Below are 14,092 nucleotides of genomic sequence, written 5' to 3' on the forward strand. Positions count from 1 at the left end.
TCTTGCGAGCAGGCACACAAGCGGTTTGGCGTCCGCCATCACGTACGGCGCGCTAACGCATGTGTGCTGTTTGTCGTCTCGGCGGACCGCCCCGGCAAAAGATGAGAAGAAACTGAGGATTGCGGCCTCCTTCATGGTATACTGGATAAGAGAGTGAGAATAAGGAAACCCGGACGAGGGGAGACAATGAAGCATGGAACCGTTTGTGCTGCAAAAATTGGAGAACGGATGCGAGCTTTTTTTTGTAAAAGGGTGGATGGACCGGTATGCAGGATTGACGGCCGGGTTTACGTCCCGTCACGGCGGCGTGAGCAGGAGGCAGTTCGGAAGTCTGAATTGCGGACTGCATGTGGCGGACGCTCCCGAAGATGTCATTCATAACAGAAGGCGGGTAGCCGAAGCGCTGAATATCCGGCTTGAGGATTGCACCTATGCCGAGCAGGTTCACGGCAATGAAGTGCAAGCGGTGACTCGGGAGCATGCCGGGGCGGGCATCGAATCCAGGGAGCAGGCGATTCAAGCTAAAGACGCTTTTATTACGAATGAAACGGGATTGTTTCTTCATGCGCTGTTTGCGGACTGCGTGCCTCTGCTGTTTTTTGACCCGGTTCGCAGGGCCGTAGGGCTCGCTCACGCGGGCTGGAAAGGGACGGTGCTGCAGATTGCCCGGATGACCGTAGAGGCGATGCGGGAGCGTTACGGGACGCAGCCGGAGGATCTCCTCGCCGCGATCGGTCCGTCGATTCATTCCTGCTGCTACGAGGTAGACGATACCGTCATGGACCGCATTCGCGCGGCGATGAACGAGCTTGGCGTCGGGAATGAGCCTGCGGACGGAGGCGAAGCGATTTACCGAGAGAGAGAAAACCGCAAGTACAGTTTGAGCTTGCAACAAATGAACCGACAAATTATGATAAAAGCAGGGATTTTGCCGTCTCATATCGAAATGAGTAGTTTATGCACAAGCTGCCGTACCGATCTGTTCTTCTCTCATAGGAAAGAAGCGGGAATTACGGGCCGGATGGCCGCATGGATAGGCTTCAACGAATAGCTTCGGGAATCGATGACGGGATAAATAGGTTTTTTAATGAAGAGGTGACTTACGTTTTGCAATTGTCGCAGTCCATATCTTATGTAGAAGACAGAGTAGCTCAAGCATGCGCGCGTGCCGGACGTGAGCGCAAGGATGTACAGATTATCGCGGTAACCAAATACGTTTCTATGGAAACGACGGGCGAAGTGTTCCGGCACGGCCTGGAGCATGTCGGCGAAAACCGCTGGCAGGATGCCGAGGCCAAATGGAAGGCGTTCGGCGATCGGGGAACATGGCATTTTATCGGCCATTTGCAGACAAACAAGGTGAAGGATGTTATAGGGAAGTTCGCCTATATTCATTCGTTGGACAGGCTGTCGCTGGCGAAGGAAGTGGAGAAGAAGGCGGCTGCGCTCGGCATTACGGCGCAATGCTTCATTCAGCTGAACGTATCCGGGGAAGACACGAAGTTCGGGCTGGCTCCCGCGGAGCTGCCGGCGTTCGTCGAAGCGATCCGGCCTCTCAAGCACATTCGTGTCGTAGGATTGATGACGATGGCGCCATACGAGGCGGAGCCGGAGGCGACGCGGCCTGTATTCCGCGGCCTAAGGGAGCTTCGCGACCAAATGAATCGGGAGCTTGCGCTCGGCTATGAAGTGCCCCATTTGTCGATGGGGATGTCCAACGATTTCGAAGTGGCGATCGAAGAGGGAGCTACCTGGATTCGTCTTGGATCTATCCTGGTGGGCAAAGAATAAGTTCGCCTGCGGCGAAACTCAAAGCATCGCTTACGAAGTAAGTTTCGCCTGCGGCGAAACTCAAAGTATCGCTTACGAAGTAAGTTTCGCCTGCGGCGAAACTCTTAGGAGGAGAGAATATGGGCGTAATGAACAAATTCATGAACTTCTTGGGCTTGCAGGATGAAGAAGAGGTCGTTGAAAGGGAGCGGGTCGTCGAGCAATCGGTCGAGGAGCCTGAAACCAATCCTGCGGAGCAACGTAGAAATAAGGGAAATATCGTAAGCATCCACTCGCAAAAAAACGTCAGAGTGATACTTAACGAGCCGAAGTCTTACGAAGATACCCAGGAGATCGCCGACCATCTCCGTTCCCGCCGGCCTGTCGTCGTCAATCTGCACCTGGTACGACCCGATCAGGCTACCCGGATCGTCGACTTTATTAGCGGAACGGTGTATGCTCTGAACGGGTCCATCTCCAAGATCGGGCCGAACATTTTTTTATGCACCCCGGATACCGTTGAAATTCACGGCTCGATCTCGGAAATAATAAATCATGACGGGTACTCACATTAATTGAAATCGAGGTGAACAGCTTGTACAACTCTATTGACGGTTACATCTACACACTCATTGAAATCTATACATATATGCTGATCGCCTACGTGCTGCTGTCGTGGCTGCCAAGCGCGCGGGACAGCTTTGTCGGCGAAATACTCGGCAAGCTGTGCGAGCCGTATTTGTCGATCTTCCGCCGCTTCATTCCGCCTATCGGAGGAATGATCGACATCTCCCCGATCGTCGCCTTGATCGCACTGCGTTTTGTCGGCGAAGGCATCCGGGCCGTCGTCAATTTTTTTATCTAGGTGATGCAGGTGAGCACAGACCAACTTTATTCGCATTTTCATCCGGATGAACACCGTTTCGTCGATAAAGCGGCCGAATGGGTCGAGCGGGCCGGCCAGCATCAGGTGAAGCTGACGGATTTTCTGGACCCTCGGCAGGCGTTTATTTTAACCACTCTGGTCAATCGAAGCCAGGACGTCCAGGTACGTTTCGACGGAGGCCACGAGCAGTCCGAGCGCAGAAGAGCCTTGATCGCTCCGGATTACCGGACGCTGGAGGAAGAGGATATGGGAATCGTTCTGATCTCGGTTACTTCCTTGGACGACAAGCTGAAGGATTTGGACCACAGCGATTATATGGGTTCTATTCTGGCGCTGGGTATGAAGAGAGACAAGATCGGAGACATTCACGTATCGGATCACGGCTGTCATTTCCTTGTCGCCGCCGAGGTCGCCGATTATATGCGGTTGAATCTGCAGCAGGTGCACCGGGTCCACGTGCAAACCGAGGTTCTGCCTCTGGAGAAGCTGAACGCGACGGGCACGAAGCTGGAGGAAATCGGCTTATCGGTAGCCTCCATGCGTTTGGACGGGATCGTAAGCGATGTGTACCATTTGAGCCGGGCCAAAATTTTGACGCCGATCAAAGCGGGCCGCTGCAAAGTCAATTGGAAGCAGGAAGAAGACCCCAGCAAACCGCTCAAAACGGGTGATGTCGTATCCTTGCAAGGGTTCGGACGGTTTAAGGTGCTGGAGGTTGAAGGCGTGACCAAGAAGGGCAGGTTTCGAGTGAAAATCGGCAAATATGTTTAGTTTGCCGATTTTTTTGTGCGGGAATGCAGGAAAATGCGGCCTACTGTCGAATATAGCAGTACGCGTCTGACAGGAATTCATTTTACGGATGTTGCAAAATATTCAGGAGGTGCAGCAATGGCTTTAACACCGTTGGATATACATAATAAAGAATTTGGCCGTTCGTTCCGCGGTTACGATGAAGATGAAGTCAATGAATTTCTGGATTTGGTGATTAAAGATTACGAAGCGCTTATTCGGGAAAATAAAGATTTGCAAAATCAGCTGGCAGGGATTCAGGAGCGGCTCGATCATTTCTCCAATATTGAAGAAACGCTCAGCAAGACGATCATTATCGCTCAGGAGGCGGCTGATGAAGTCAAGTCCAATTCCAAGAAGGAAGCGCAGCTGATCATAAAGGAAGCGGAAAAAAACGCCGATCGCATCATCAACGAATCGCTTGCAAAATCCAGGAAAATTGCCGTGGAAATCGAAGAGCTGAAAAAGCAGGCTTCCATATACCGTACCCGGTTCCGGACGCTGCTTGAAGCACAGCTGGAACTGCTCGGCAAAGAAGATTGGAGCTCCCTGGAGCGCATGGAGATAGAGCATTCTTAGGACTTCCGCGTTCTGCGGAGCCTTATGTTGACTCTGTCTTGTATTTTCGTTATACTCCGTAATAGTAAAAGTAAATGACGATAAAGCGTAGACTGGGACAAGTACTTCATGTTGCGCAAGGGTCAGCGAGCCGGGATGTTGGTGGGAGCCCGGTCCCGGGCGGTGAAGGAATATCACCCACGAGCGTCTCTTGAAAAGAAGAGTAAAGAGAATCGACTGATCCCGTTACAGATCATGGAGTGAAGGCTGACCGGCTGGCGGCGTACGTATAATCGATGCGGACGTCCTGCGGGAGAATGCCTTAATCAGGGTGGTACCGCGAGACTTCTCGTCCCTATTGGGATGAGGAGTCTTTTTTATTGTTTAGGAAACGATGCGCAGCAATATCCTGTGGATATCCGGGGGCTCCCCCGAAAGTAATCGGAATAAGCTTCAGAGAGCATCACGTCACTTTTGGGGGATTTGTTCCTGCTTGGGAAAACTGCTTCTGATAATAATCGGGGGATTTGTTGCTTATTTTATCGGCCACAGAAAGGATGAATTGTAAAAATGGATTATGGAAAAACATTGAATTTACTGCAGACGGAATTTCCGATGCGCGGCAATTTGCCGCAAGCGGAGCCGAAAATGCAGCAGCATTGGAACGAATTGGACATTTACCGGATGGTGCAGGAGAGCCGCAAAGGCAAGCCGAAATTTATTTTGCACGACGGGCCTCCGTACGCCAACGGAGACATTCATATCGGACACGCAATGAATAAAATTTTGAAGGACATCATCGTCCGCTTCAAAACGATGCAGGGCTTCGACGCCCCTTATGTGCCCGGCTGGGATACTCACGGTCTGCCGATCGAGCAGGCAATCGCCAACGGCGGCAAGGTGGACCGCAAAAAAATGAGCGTGCACGAATTCCGCGAATATTGCAAAGAATATGCGCTGCAATGGGTGGAGAAGCAGAAGGCGCAGTTCAAACGCCTTGCGATCCGCGGCGATTGGGATAATCCGTACATTACGCTGCAGCCGAAATATGAAGCCCAACAAATCCGCGTATTCGGCGAAATGGTGAACAAGGGATACATTTATAAAGGCTTGAAGCCGGTTTACTGGTCTCCATCCTCGGAGAGCGCGCTGGCGGAAGCCGAAATCGAATATAAAGACAAACAATCCACATCGGTATATGTGGCTTTCCAGGTTAAGGACGGCAAGGGCAAGCTGCCGGAAGACGCGTCGATCGTCATTTGGACGACGACGCCTTGGACGCTGCCTGCGAACCTCGGGATCAGCCTGCATCCCGACTTTGATTATTCGCTCGTTCAGGTGAACGGCAAAAAATACGTTGTAGCCGCAGGGCTGCTGGACGCCGTATCCAAAGAAATCGGCTGGACGGATGTGCAGGTGCTGTCGCAAATCAAGGGCAGCGAGCTGGAGCATGTGCTGTGCCAGCATCCATTCTACGATCGCACTTCGCTCGTCATGGTCGGAGAGCACGTGACGCTGGACGCCGGTACGGGAGCCGTACATACCGCTCCGGGACACGGCGAGGACGACTTTGCCATCGGGCAGCGCTATAATCTGGGCGTATTGTGTCCGGTGGACGATCAAGGGCATTTTACGGCGGAAGCGCCGGGCTTTGAAGGGATGTTTTATGAAAAGGGCGGCAAGCTGGTAACGGAAAAATTGACCGAGTCCGGCCATCTGCTTCATATGAGCACGATTCAGCATCAATATCCGCATGACTGGCGCACGAAGAAACCGGTCATTTTCCGCGCAACGGAGCAATGGTTCGCTTCCGTGGATAAATTCCGCCAGGAGATGCTGGAGGAAATTAAACGCATTAACTGGACGCCGAACTGGGGCGAGGTTCGCCTGCATAATATGATTGCCGACCGCGGAGACTGGTGCATTTCCCGTCAGCGGGTATGGGGCGTGCCGATCCCGATTTTCTACTGCCGCAGCTGCAACGAGCCGCTCGTCAACCAAGACACGATTGAGCATGTTGCGCAAGTTTTCGAACGGGAAGGCTCCAATGCCTGGTTCCAGAAAGACGAGAAGGAGCTGCTTCCGCAAGGGGCCGTTTGTCCGAAATGCGGTCACGATCATTTCCGCAAAGAAACGGATATTATGGATGTATGGTTTGATTCCGGTTCCAGCCACGTCGGCGTGCTGGAGTCCCGCGAAGAGCTGCAGTGGCCTGCCGATCTGTATTTGGAAGGCTCCGACCAGTACCGCGGCTGGTATAACTCTTCTCTGATCACCGGGGTAGCCGTTAAAGGCCAGGCTCCGTACAAAGGAATTTTGAGCCACGGCTTTACGCTGGACGGGGAAGGACGCAAAATGTCCAAATCGCTCGGCAACACGGTCGATCCGAATCAAGTATGCGAGAAGCTCGGCGCCGACATTTTGCGCTTGTGGGTATCCTCGGTCGATTATCAATCCGACGTTCGGATTTCCGACAATATTTTGACTCAAATTACGGAAGTATACCGGAAAATCCGCAATACGCTCCGCTTCCTCCTGGGCAATTTGTACGATTACAACCCGTCGACAGACCGCGTCGCTCCGGCCGCGATGAACGAGCTCGACCGTTTTGCCGAAGCGCGCTTGAACCGGTTGATCGAAAAAGTGACCCAGGCTTACGAGGCATACGAGTTCCACGTCGTATACCAAGCAGTACATCATTTCTGCGCCGTAGAGATGAGCGCGTTTTACCTGGATATCTGCAAAGACCGGTTGTATGCGAGCGCGCCTGAGGATGCGGGACGCAAAGCGGCGCAAACGGTATTATATGATGTGCTGACGGCAATAACTAAACTGATTGCGCCTATTTTGCCGCATACGTCCGATGAAGTATGGAAGTACATCCCTGGAGCGGAATTGGCGAGCGTGCAATTGTCCGAGCTGCCTACGCCGCAGGCGTCGCTCTTTGACGAGGCGCTGGAAAGCAAGTGGGAGCAGTTTATCGAAGTGCGCGACAACGTGTTGAAGGCGCTCGAGGAAGCGCGTAAAGCGAAGACGATCGGCAACTCGCTGGGCGCGGCCGTACACTTGTATCCGGATGCCGAGACCTATGCGCTGCTGCAAGGCTTCGAGCAGCTGGACCAGCTGTTCATTGTTTCCGCGGCCTTCGTACACGAGCCGGGAACCGGCGCGCCTGAAGGGGCTCATTCGTTCAAAGGAGCGTCCGTAAAAGTCGAAGTGGCTGAAGGAGACAAATGCGAACGCTGCTGGATCGTCACTCCGGAAGTAGGTCACGACCACGAGCATCCGACGCTGTGCAAACGCTGCGCAGGAGTTATTCAGCTGACCAAAGCCTGATCAAATAATGAGCCGCCGCGGCATAAGCGAATTTGCCTTATGCCGGGCAGCTTGTTATGAGAGTTCGGACGTACGGCTGATTAATGGTGTTTCGGCAAGCGAGCTAACGTTTCATGAGTCGGGAGGGATTGGGATGATCGATCAGGAAAAATGGAATAATCATAAGCTTCTTGAAAGTATGAACAAGAAGGTAACCCATATGTCGAACCAGATGGAACGAATCCAGATTGCCGATTACGTGCAGCTTCTGAACAATCCGAGGAGGCTTATTCTAACCAACTTATTGGCGGGCATTTCCCGCGGCGTCGGGATCGCCATCGGGTTTACGGTTTTTGCCACGACGATTTTGTATTTTCTGAAGCTGCTGGGAGCGCTCAATATACCGATCGTCGGCGACTATATCGCCGATATCGTCAAGCATGTGCAGTATCAGCTTGGAGAACGCAGCTATTAGTACAGCCCGTCGTCGTCTTCCAGTTCATGCTCCGGTTCGAGCAGGCCTTCGCCTTCGCCGCTGTTCATATAGTTATGATAAGCTTTGTTGCGGACGACGGTGACGTGCTGGCCGTACATATCGGTAGCTATGAAGCTTTCGTAAGATTCGACATATCCGTCATGCTCGTCCGGCTCGATCTCCATGTCGTTGTAATTATCCGAGACGTTGGGGTTCTCGGCCATGGCAGGAGTATTGGACGTTCCCCAGCTCTCTACGATTTGCCAGGCGTCTTCGCCGTCGAACTGGTTCTGCTCGTCCAGCTCGTCCAAGCTGGTCCGGCCGAACGGAGGCGCAAGCAGCCGCTCTTCGACGGACCGGCGCTGCGATAAATGCGGGTCGGGAACGTGCGCCGTGCAATAAGCTGCAGTCGGAATCGCCTGCAGCCGTTCGAACGGAATAGGAGCGCCGCAGACCGAGCAGGAGCCGTAGGTGCCGTTTTCCATCCGGGCCAAAGCTTCCTTGACGTCCGTCAAATGCCGCTCGCTGTTTTCGAGCAGCGCGATGTCTTTGCCCCGCTCGAACAGTTCCGAGCCCAGGTCCGCCGGATGATTGTCGTTGGTCGACAGCTCCCCGGTCTGGTTGCGCAGCGATTCACTAAGGCCGAAATGCTCGTTGTCCTGCAGCTTCGTTTCGAGCCATTGCCGCTCCTTAACCAGGGTGTCTTTCAGTTCCTGAAGCTGTTTCGAGTTCAATGAGTTCGGGTGATTCGTCATGGAAGACGCCTCCTTGTAGAAATCACGATGCTCCTATTTTTTACGAACGCTGCGCTTTTTACATAGGAAAATCCTTGTATCACAGGAAGAACAATAAGGAGATGTAGCCTTGATCTATTACATTTATGCATTAATTGTGCTGCTGCTGGACCAGGCGACCAAATGGGTTATCGTCAACAGGCTGATGCTTGGGGAATCCAGATCGGTGATCGGGGAGTTTTTTCAAATTACGTCCCACCGAAACCGGGGAGCCGCCTTCGGCATTTTGCAAAACCAGCGGTGGTTTTTCATCGTTATTACCTTGGCCGTAGCCGCGGGAGTGATCTGGTATTTGCAGAAAACGCGCAAGGAAGGCCGCAAACTGCTGCCGTTCGCGCTCAGCTTGCTGCTGGGCGGGGCGCTCGGCAATTTCATCGACCGTGCGCTGTTCGGCGAAGTGGTGGACTTTTTGCAATTCCGCTTTCAGTTCAATTGGTTCGGAACGGCTGTAGATTACACCTACCCTATTTTTAACGTGGCGGATTCGGCGATTGTCGTAGGGGTTATTTTAATCTTTGTCGATTCGATCATCAGCTGGAGCAAAGAAAAGAGAGGCGCGTAAACGATGACGTCAGTTTCGGATCAGGAACAATCGGATAACATCATGGAATGGATCGCGGGATCTGAGGACCGGGGAGAGCGTATCGACAAATTCATTACGGAATCGCTGGAGGAAGAAACCTCGCGCACGCAAGTGCAGCAGTGGATTAAAGAGGGGCATCTGAAGGTGAACGGAGGCCCCGTCAAAGCGAACTACAAGCTGGCGGAAGGAGACCGGCTGGCGCTTGTCATTCCCGAGCCGGAGGAGCTGAATTTGACGCCGGAGAACATCCCTCTCGACGTCGTGTACGAGGATTCCGATGTGATCGTCGTCAACAAGCCGCGGGGACTCGTCGTTCATCCGGCTCCGGGGCATTACAGCGGGACGCTGGTCAACGCGCTGCTGCACCACTGCCGGGATTTATCCGGCATTAACGGAGTGATGCGCCCGGGCATCGTTCACCGGATCGATAAAGATACGTCCGGCCTGCTGATGGCGGCCAAAAACGATTTGGCCCATGTTTCGCTCGCGGAGCAGCTGAAGGAGCATTCCGTGAACCGCAAATATATCGCCGTCGTGCACGGCAATGTCGCGCATGATCACGGGACGATCGACGCTCCGATCGGCCGAGATCCCCATGACCGCAAGCTGTATACGGTAACGGAGAAAAACAGCAAGCATGCCGTCACGCATTTCGTCGTGCTGGAGAGATTCGGCGACTATACGCTGGTCGAGCTGAAGCTGGAAACCGGACGCACCCATCAAATCCGGGTGCATATGAAGTTTATCGGCCATCCGCTGGCCGGCGATCCGGCTTACGGGCCTTCGCGCAGCAAAGGGGTCGCGATGGAAGGGCAGGCGCTGCACGCCGCGGTGCTTGGATTCGTCCATCCGCGCACGGGGCAAGAGCTGCAGTTCGAGGCCGGGCTGCCGGAGGATATGCAGCATCTGCTGCATGCGTTAAAAAATCGATAAGGACGGTCCAGTATGGAACATTTGATCAATGCCAAAGTAAAGGATATTCAAATTTCGGGCATCCGCAAAATATCGAACCTCGTCAGCACGTACAAGGATGCGCTCACGCTGACGATCGGCCAGCCCGACTTTCCTACGCCGGATCATATTATGACGGCGGCCAAGGCGGCTATCGACGCTCATAAAACGACATATACGCCGAACCCCGGCATGCCGGAGCTCAGGCAAGCGGCGTCGGCTTTCGCGAACGGCAAATACGGTCTTCACTACAAGCCGGAGACGGAAGTGATCGTAACGACCGGAGCGAGCCAAGCGCTCGATATTACGCTGCGCACAATTTTGGAGCCGGGCTGCGAAGTGATTTTGCCGGGGCCGATTTATCCCGGCTACGAACCGCTCGTCCGGTTATGCGGCGGAGAGCCGGTATATGTCGATACCCGGTCGAACGGCTTCAAGCTGACCGCCGAGCTGCTGGAGCCGCATATTACGGAGAAGACGCGCTGCATTATTCTGTGCTATCCGTCCAACCCGACGGGACGCGTGCTGAACGCGCGGGAGCTGGCGGACATGGCGCGGCTGCTGGAGGAGAAGCAAATTTTCGTCATCTCCGATGAAATCTACAGCGAGCTGATCTACGACGGGCCGCATACGTCGCTGGCTACCATCGGCAATATGCGCGACAAAACGATCGTCATTAACGGCTTGTCCAAGTCGCATTCGATGACCGGCTGGCGCATCGGATTCACGTTCGCGCCCGAGTACTTGTCGCAGCATATGGTCAAGGTGCATCAATATAACGTAACCTGCGCCAGCTCGATCAGCCAATATGCGGCGCTGGAAGCGTTGACGAACGGGGTAGACGATGCGCTTCCGATGAAGCAGGCGTATATCGAGCGGCGGGATTTTGTGTACGACCGTTTGACGGAGCTGGGTTTCGAGCTGGATAAGCCGGAGGGGGCGTTCTATATGTTCCCGTCGATCGAGCGGTTCGGCTTAAGCTCCATGGAATTTACGATGAAGCTGCTTGACGAGCAGCGGGTCGCCGTCGTTCCCGGAGATGCCTTCTCGGTGTACGGCGAAGGTTATATCCGTATTTCTTACGCATACAGCATGGAAGTGCTGGAGAAAGCAATGGAACGGTTCGGAACGTTCGTCCGCGGGTTATCATAGATTATGTTTTAAGACAGACACCGGAAGCTTTGGGCTCCGGTGTTTTTTTCGTTTGTACAAACAAGTGTTGACATGAAACCATAAGGTTTCGTATAATACGAAATGTGCAGATGTGAAACCTTTTGGTTTCGTAATTAGCGCGAAGAATGAGAAGACTGCATCGAATGCATAATAATTCGAGCCGATAAACTACTATTCCGCGGGAGGAAAAGAACATGAAAAGCGCAAGTCCGTTTGTTTTTGTGGAAAATGTACGGGAGTCCGTCGATTACTATCAGTCGGTATTCGGCGGAGACGTCAAAATCTTGAACGAGCACGCCGGCAAGCTGCTTCACGCCGAGCTGCATCTGGGCGGCAGTCTGATCCATTTCTCCGATCCGTTCGGACGGGAAATTCCGGCTGGCCGCGATGTGAACATTATTTTGCAGCTGGACAGCGAAGAGGAGCTGCGTAATATTTACGAAGCTTTGCAAAAGGACGGCGAAGTGACGGTCGAGCTTCAAGATACGTTTTTCGGCGCTTTGCACGGACAGGTCCGCGATCATAAAAATCATATTAACTGGGTCATGAACTATTTCAAGAAGTGATAAGCAAGCTTCAGAAGAACGAGCAGCTAGCAAAAAATCTCCTTACGCCGCTTACGGCATAAGGAGATTTTTTGCTGCACTATTGTCCGGACTCGGACTTCCAGGTGAAATAGTCGCTGATCGTCGCTATAGCGAGATCGACGGCGCGTTCGTCGGGCTCGATTTTGGCATGATGCAGACCGTACGGCGTGTCGACGCCGAGCCAGAACATGAACCCGGGGATCGCTTCGAGGAAATAGCCGAAATCTTCGCCCGTCATCGCCTCGGTGCATTCGATCAGGTTCATCGCATTCGAAGCTTGAACCCAGTTCATAAATTCTCTAGTCGTCTCTTCGTGATTGAATACTTGGCGGTAGTTAGCCCCGTAGTCGATATCGATCTTGCAGTTATAGGAAGTTTCCATACCCGCCGTAAGCGATTCGATGCGGGATTTCACCAGCGCCATCGTTTCCGCGGACAAGGTACGGATCGTTCCTTCCAGCCGCGCTGTCTCGGCGATAATATTTTGCTTGGTTCCTCCGTCGATTTTTCCGATCGTAATGACCGCGGAATCGAGCGGATTGACGTTGCGGGAGATGATCGTCTGCAATTGGCCGACGAGCTGGCAGGCGGTAATGACCATGTCGTTGGCCAAATGCGGGAATGCCGCATGACCGCCCTTGCCGGTCAAATCGATGAACAGCTCGGATGTGTTGGCGAACAAAATGCCCGGCTTGGTGGCGATCGTGCCGACAGGGTATTCCGGGGCGACATGAAGCGCCACGATTTGATCCGGCATCCAGTCCTTCAGCTCTTCGCTTTCCAGCATAGGCTTGGCTCCGCCGGGACCTTCCTCGGCCGGCTGGAAAATAAACGTGATATCGTCGCGGATCGGGTGCTGGACGAAATGCGTCAGAACGCCGAGTCCGATCGCCATATGCATATCATGTCCGCACGCGTGCATGAAGCCATCATGGGTCGAGCGGAACGCATAGCCGGTATCCTCTTTAATCGGCAGGCCGTCCATATCGGCGCGATAGCCGAATCGGCGAACGGGATTCGTTCCTTTGACCGAAACGAGAATTCCCGTCCTCCAGGTGCGGATTTCATAGCGATCCGCAGGGAGGCTGCGAATATAATGAAGCAAATATTGCTGCGTCTTGAATTCGGCGAAGCCGGGCTCGGGAATTTGATGCAGCTCTCGGCGAATGGACACGAACGGGCTTGGATCGGCAACGATGCTTGTCTTGGTTGTTGTCATTGGCGAATCGCCTCCATCTATAATCTACAATAGGCTATGCAATAAACAAAAAGCCCGGCGATATACGCCGAGCTTCGATTGCCGGGCACCGATAATTACAGAGTGCGCAGGTCTTGCAAAATTTCGGTTTTGGATTTTGTTTTGGCGTCTACGGTTTTGATGACGCGCGCAGGAGCGCCGGCGACTACCGTATTCTCGGGAACGTCGACCGTTACGACGGCGCCCGCTGCAACGACGGAGCCTTTGCCGATGCGCACGCCTTCGAGAATAACCGCATTGGCGCCTACCAGCACGTCGTCTTCGATCACGACCGGCTGAGCGGAAGGAGGCTCGATGACGCCTGCGACGACGGAACCGGCTCCGATATGGCACATCGCGCCGATTTTGGCGCGGCCGCCGACGACGACGTTCATGTCGATCATCGTGCCTGCGCCGATGGAAGCGCCGATGTTGATGGAAGCGCCCATCATAATAATCGCGTTATCGCCGATAGCCACTTTATCGCGAATGATTGCGCCGGGCTCAATGCGGGCATTGATGGTTTTCAAGTCGAGCGTCGGAATAGCCGAGTTGCGGCGGTCGTTTTCTACGACGAAGTCTTCGATTTTTCCTTCGTTTTGATCAAGCGCTTGTTTCACGTCGGTCCATTCGCCGAACAGCACGCCGCTTTTGCCGGAAATAAACGATTTGATCGCCGATCCGAAATCGATCGATTCCAAATCGCCCTTTACATATACTTTCACCGGGGTTTTCTTCGTGCTTGTTTTAATAAAGTTAATAACTTCTTCCGTGTTCATTTCCAACATATTCTTTATTCCAACTCCTTATGTAAAATAACGCGCGCCCGCACAAGGCGGGATGCTTCGAACGAAATCATTCCTTTCCTTTATAGCATAAATGACGTGTTCTAGCAATGTGCCCGCTCGACAATCATCGACAGTTGCTATTGACAGCCGATGTCGAACGTGGGATAATACTCGTAACTGAATAGC

The 14,092-nt window shown here is 53.3% G+C and carries 15 protein-coding genes and 1 other annotated feature; of the genes, 12 read left to right on the top strand and 3 right to left on the bottom strand.

Annotated elements, in window-relative coordinates:
- Window positions 1-193: 193 nt before the first annotated feature.
- The 8 genes from pgeF to N0M98_RS03925 all read left to right on the top strand — a co-directional run bounded on the left by pgeF (window position 194) and on the right by N0M98_RS03925 (window position 7,793).
- Window positions 194-1,051, top strand: coding sequence for a peptidoglycan editing factor PgeF (pgeF, locus tag N0M98_RS03890; protein ID WP_249862561.1), 858 nt, complete (start codon window positions 194-196; stop codon window positions 1,049-1,051).
- 56 nt (window positions 1,052-1,107) lie between these two features.
- Window positions 1,108-1,791: a YggS family pyridoxal phosphate-dependent enzyme gene (locus N0M98_RS03895; protein WP_259617014.1), complete on the top strand. Its 684-nt coding sequence runs from the start codon at window positions 1,108-1,110 to the stop codon at window positions 1,789-1,791.
- A gap of 119 nt (window positions 1,792-1,910) precedes the next feature.
- Complete coding sequence (locus N0M98_RS03900) at window positions 1,911-2,345, top strand: cell division protein SepF (RefSeq protein ID WP_249862563.1); 435 nt, start codon at window positions 1,911-1,913, stop codon at window positions 2,343-2,345.
- Between the two features lie 20 nt (window positions 2,346-2,365).
- Window positions 2,366-2,635 carry a YggT family protein gene (locus tag N0M98_RS03905; RefSeq protein WP_249862564.1) on the top strand — a complete coding sequence of 90 codons (270 nt, stop codon included), beginning with the start codon at window positions 2,366-2,368 and terminating at the stop codon, window positions 2,633-2,635.
- A gap of 9 nt (window positions 2,636-2,644) precedes the next feature.
- Complete coding sequence (locus N0M98_RS03910; protein WP_259617015.1) at window positions 2,645-3,427, top strand: YlmH family RNA-binding protein; 783 nt, start codon at window positions 2,645-2,647, stop codon at window positions 3,425-3,427.
- A gap of 117 nt (window positions 3,428-3,544) precedes the next feature.
- Window positions 3,545-4,024: a DivIVA domain-containing protein gene (locus N0M98_RS03915; RefSeq protein WP_249862566.1), complete on the top strand. Its 480-nt coding sequence runs from the start codon at window positions 3,545-3,547 to the stop codon at window positions 4,022-4,024.
- Between the two features lie 79 nt (window positions 4,025-4,103).
- Window positions 4,104-4,363: a binding site (T-box leader), on the top strand.
- Between the two features lie 210 nt (window positions 4,364-4,573).
- On the top strand, window positions 4,574-7,339 hold the full coding sequence (gene ileS / locus N0M98_RS03920) for an isoleucine--tRNA ligase (RefSeq protein ID WP_259617016.1): 2,766 nt from the start codon (window positions 4,574-4,576) through the stop codon (window positions 7,337-7,339).
- Between the two features lie 178 nt (window positions 7,340-7,517).
- Entirely contained in the window at window positions 7,518-7,793 is a 276-nt protein-coding gene (locus tag N0M98_RS03925) for a DUF5665 domain-containing protein (RefSeq protein ID WP_249866504.1), read from the top strand.
- Here N0M98_RS03925 and N0M98_RS03930 read toward each other — a convergent pair.
- Entirely contained in the window at window positions 7,790-8,548 is a 759-nt protein-coding gene (locus N0M98_RS03930) for a TraR/DksA C4-type zinc finger protein (protein WP_249862568.1), read from the bottom strand. The genes N0M98_RS03925 and N0M98_RS03930 overlap by 4 nt on opposite strands.
- 109 nt (window positions 8,549-8,657) lie before the next feature.
- Here N0M98_RS03930 and lspA point away from each other — a divergent pair, with 109 nt between their 5' ends.
- From lspA to N0M98_RS03950, 4 genes are all read left to right on the top strand, one after another.
- Complete coding sequence (gene lspA / locus N0M98_RS03935; RefSeq protein ID WP_259617017.1) at window positions 8,658-9,149, top strand: signal peptidase II; 492 nt, start codon at window positions 8,658-8,660, stop codon at window positions 9,147-9,149.
- A 3-nt stretch (window positions 9,150-9,152) separates the two neighbouring features.
- Entirely contained in the window at window positions 9,153-10,103 is a 951-nt protein-coding gene (locus tag N0M98_RS03940; protein ID WP_249862570.1) for an RluA family pseudouridine synthase, read from the top strand.
- A gap of 12 nt (window positions 10,104-10,115) precedes the next feature.
- Window positions 10,116-11,273: an aminotransferase A gene (locus tag N0M98_RS03945; protein ID WP_249862571.1), complete on the top strand. Its 1,158-nt coding sequence runs from the start codon at window positions 10,116-10,118 to the stop codon at window positions 11,271-11,273.
- 215 nt (window positions 11,274-11,488) lie between these two features.
- Entirely contained in the window at window positions 11,489-11,860 is a 372-nt protein-coding gene (locus tag N0M98_RS03950; protein WP_249862572.1) for a VOC family protein, read from the top strand.
- Window positions 11,861-11,939: 79 nt separating this feature from the next.
- On the opposite strand, the gene N0M98_RS03955 is transcribed toward N0M98_RS03950, so the two are convergent.
- Entirely contained in the window at window positions 11,940-13,100 is a 1,161-nt protein-coding gene (locus N0M98_RS03955; RefSeq protein ID WP_249862573.1) for an N-acetyldiaminopimelate deacetylase, read from the bottom strand.
- 95 nt (window positions 13,101-13,195) lie between these two features.
- The gene (dapD, locus tag N0M98_RS03960) at window positions 13,196-13,906 is read right to left on the bottom strand and encodes a 2,3,4,5-tetrahydropyridine-2,6-dicarboxylate N-acetyltransferase (RefSeq protein WP_249862574.1); all 711 of its coding nucleotides are present in this window, start codon (window positions 13,904-13,906) and stop codon (window positions 13,196-13,198) included.
- Window positions 13,907-14,092: the final 186 nt, after the last annotated feature.

The sequence above is a fragment of the Paenibacillus doosanensis genome, from assembly GCF_025060755.1.
Lineage (GTDB): Bacteria > Bacillota > Bacilli > Paenibacillales > NBRC-103111 > Paenibacillus_S > Paenibacillus_S doosanensis.

Excerpts from the sequence above, each read along its gene's own strand:
- pgeF (WP_249862561.1), top strand. The coding sequence starts at position 194 with ATGGAACCGTTTGTGCTGCAAAAATTGGAGAACGGATGCGAGCTTTTT.
- N0M98_RS03900 (WP_249862563.1), top strand. The coding sequence starts at position 1,911 with ATGGGCGTAATGAACAAATTCATGAACTTCTTGGGCTTGCAGGATGAA.
- N0M98_RS03915 (WP_249862566.1), top strand. The coding sequence starts at position 3,545 with ATGGCTTTAACACCGTTGGATATACATAATAAAGAATTTGGCCGTTCG.
- ileS (WP_259617016.1), top strand. The coding sequence starts at position 4,574 with ATGGATTATGGAAAAACATTGAATTTACTGCAGACGGAATTTCCGATG.
- N0M98_RS03925 (WP_249866504.1), top strand. The coding sequence starts at position 7,518 with ATGAACAAGAAGGTAACCCATATGTCGAACCAGATGGAACGAATCCAG.
- N0M98_RS03930 (WP_249862568.1), bottom strand. The coding sequence starts at position 8,548 with ATGACGAATCACCCGAACTCATTGAACTCGAAACAGCTTCAGGAACTG.
- N0M98_RS03940 (WP_249862570.1), top strand. The coding sequence starts at position 9,153 with ATGACGTCAGTTTCGGATCAGGAACAATCGGATAACATCATGGAATGG.
- N0M98_RS03945 (WP_249862571.1), top strand. The coding sequence starts at position 10,116 with ATGGAACATTTGATCAATGCCAAAGTAAAGGATATTCAAATTTCGGGC.
- N0M98_RS03950 (WP_249862572.1), top strand. The coding sequence starts at position 11,489 with ATGAAAAGCGCAAGTCCGTTTGTTTTTGTGGAAAATGTACGGGAGTCC.
- N0M98_RS03955 (WP_249862573.1), bottom strand. The coding sequence starts at position 13,100 with ATGACAACAACCAAGACAAGCATCGTTGCCGATCCAAGCCCGTTCGTG.
- dapD (WP_249862574.1), bottom strand. The coding sequence starts at position 13,906 with ATGTTGGAAATGAACACGGAAGAAGTTATTAACTTTATTAAAACAAGC.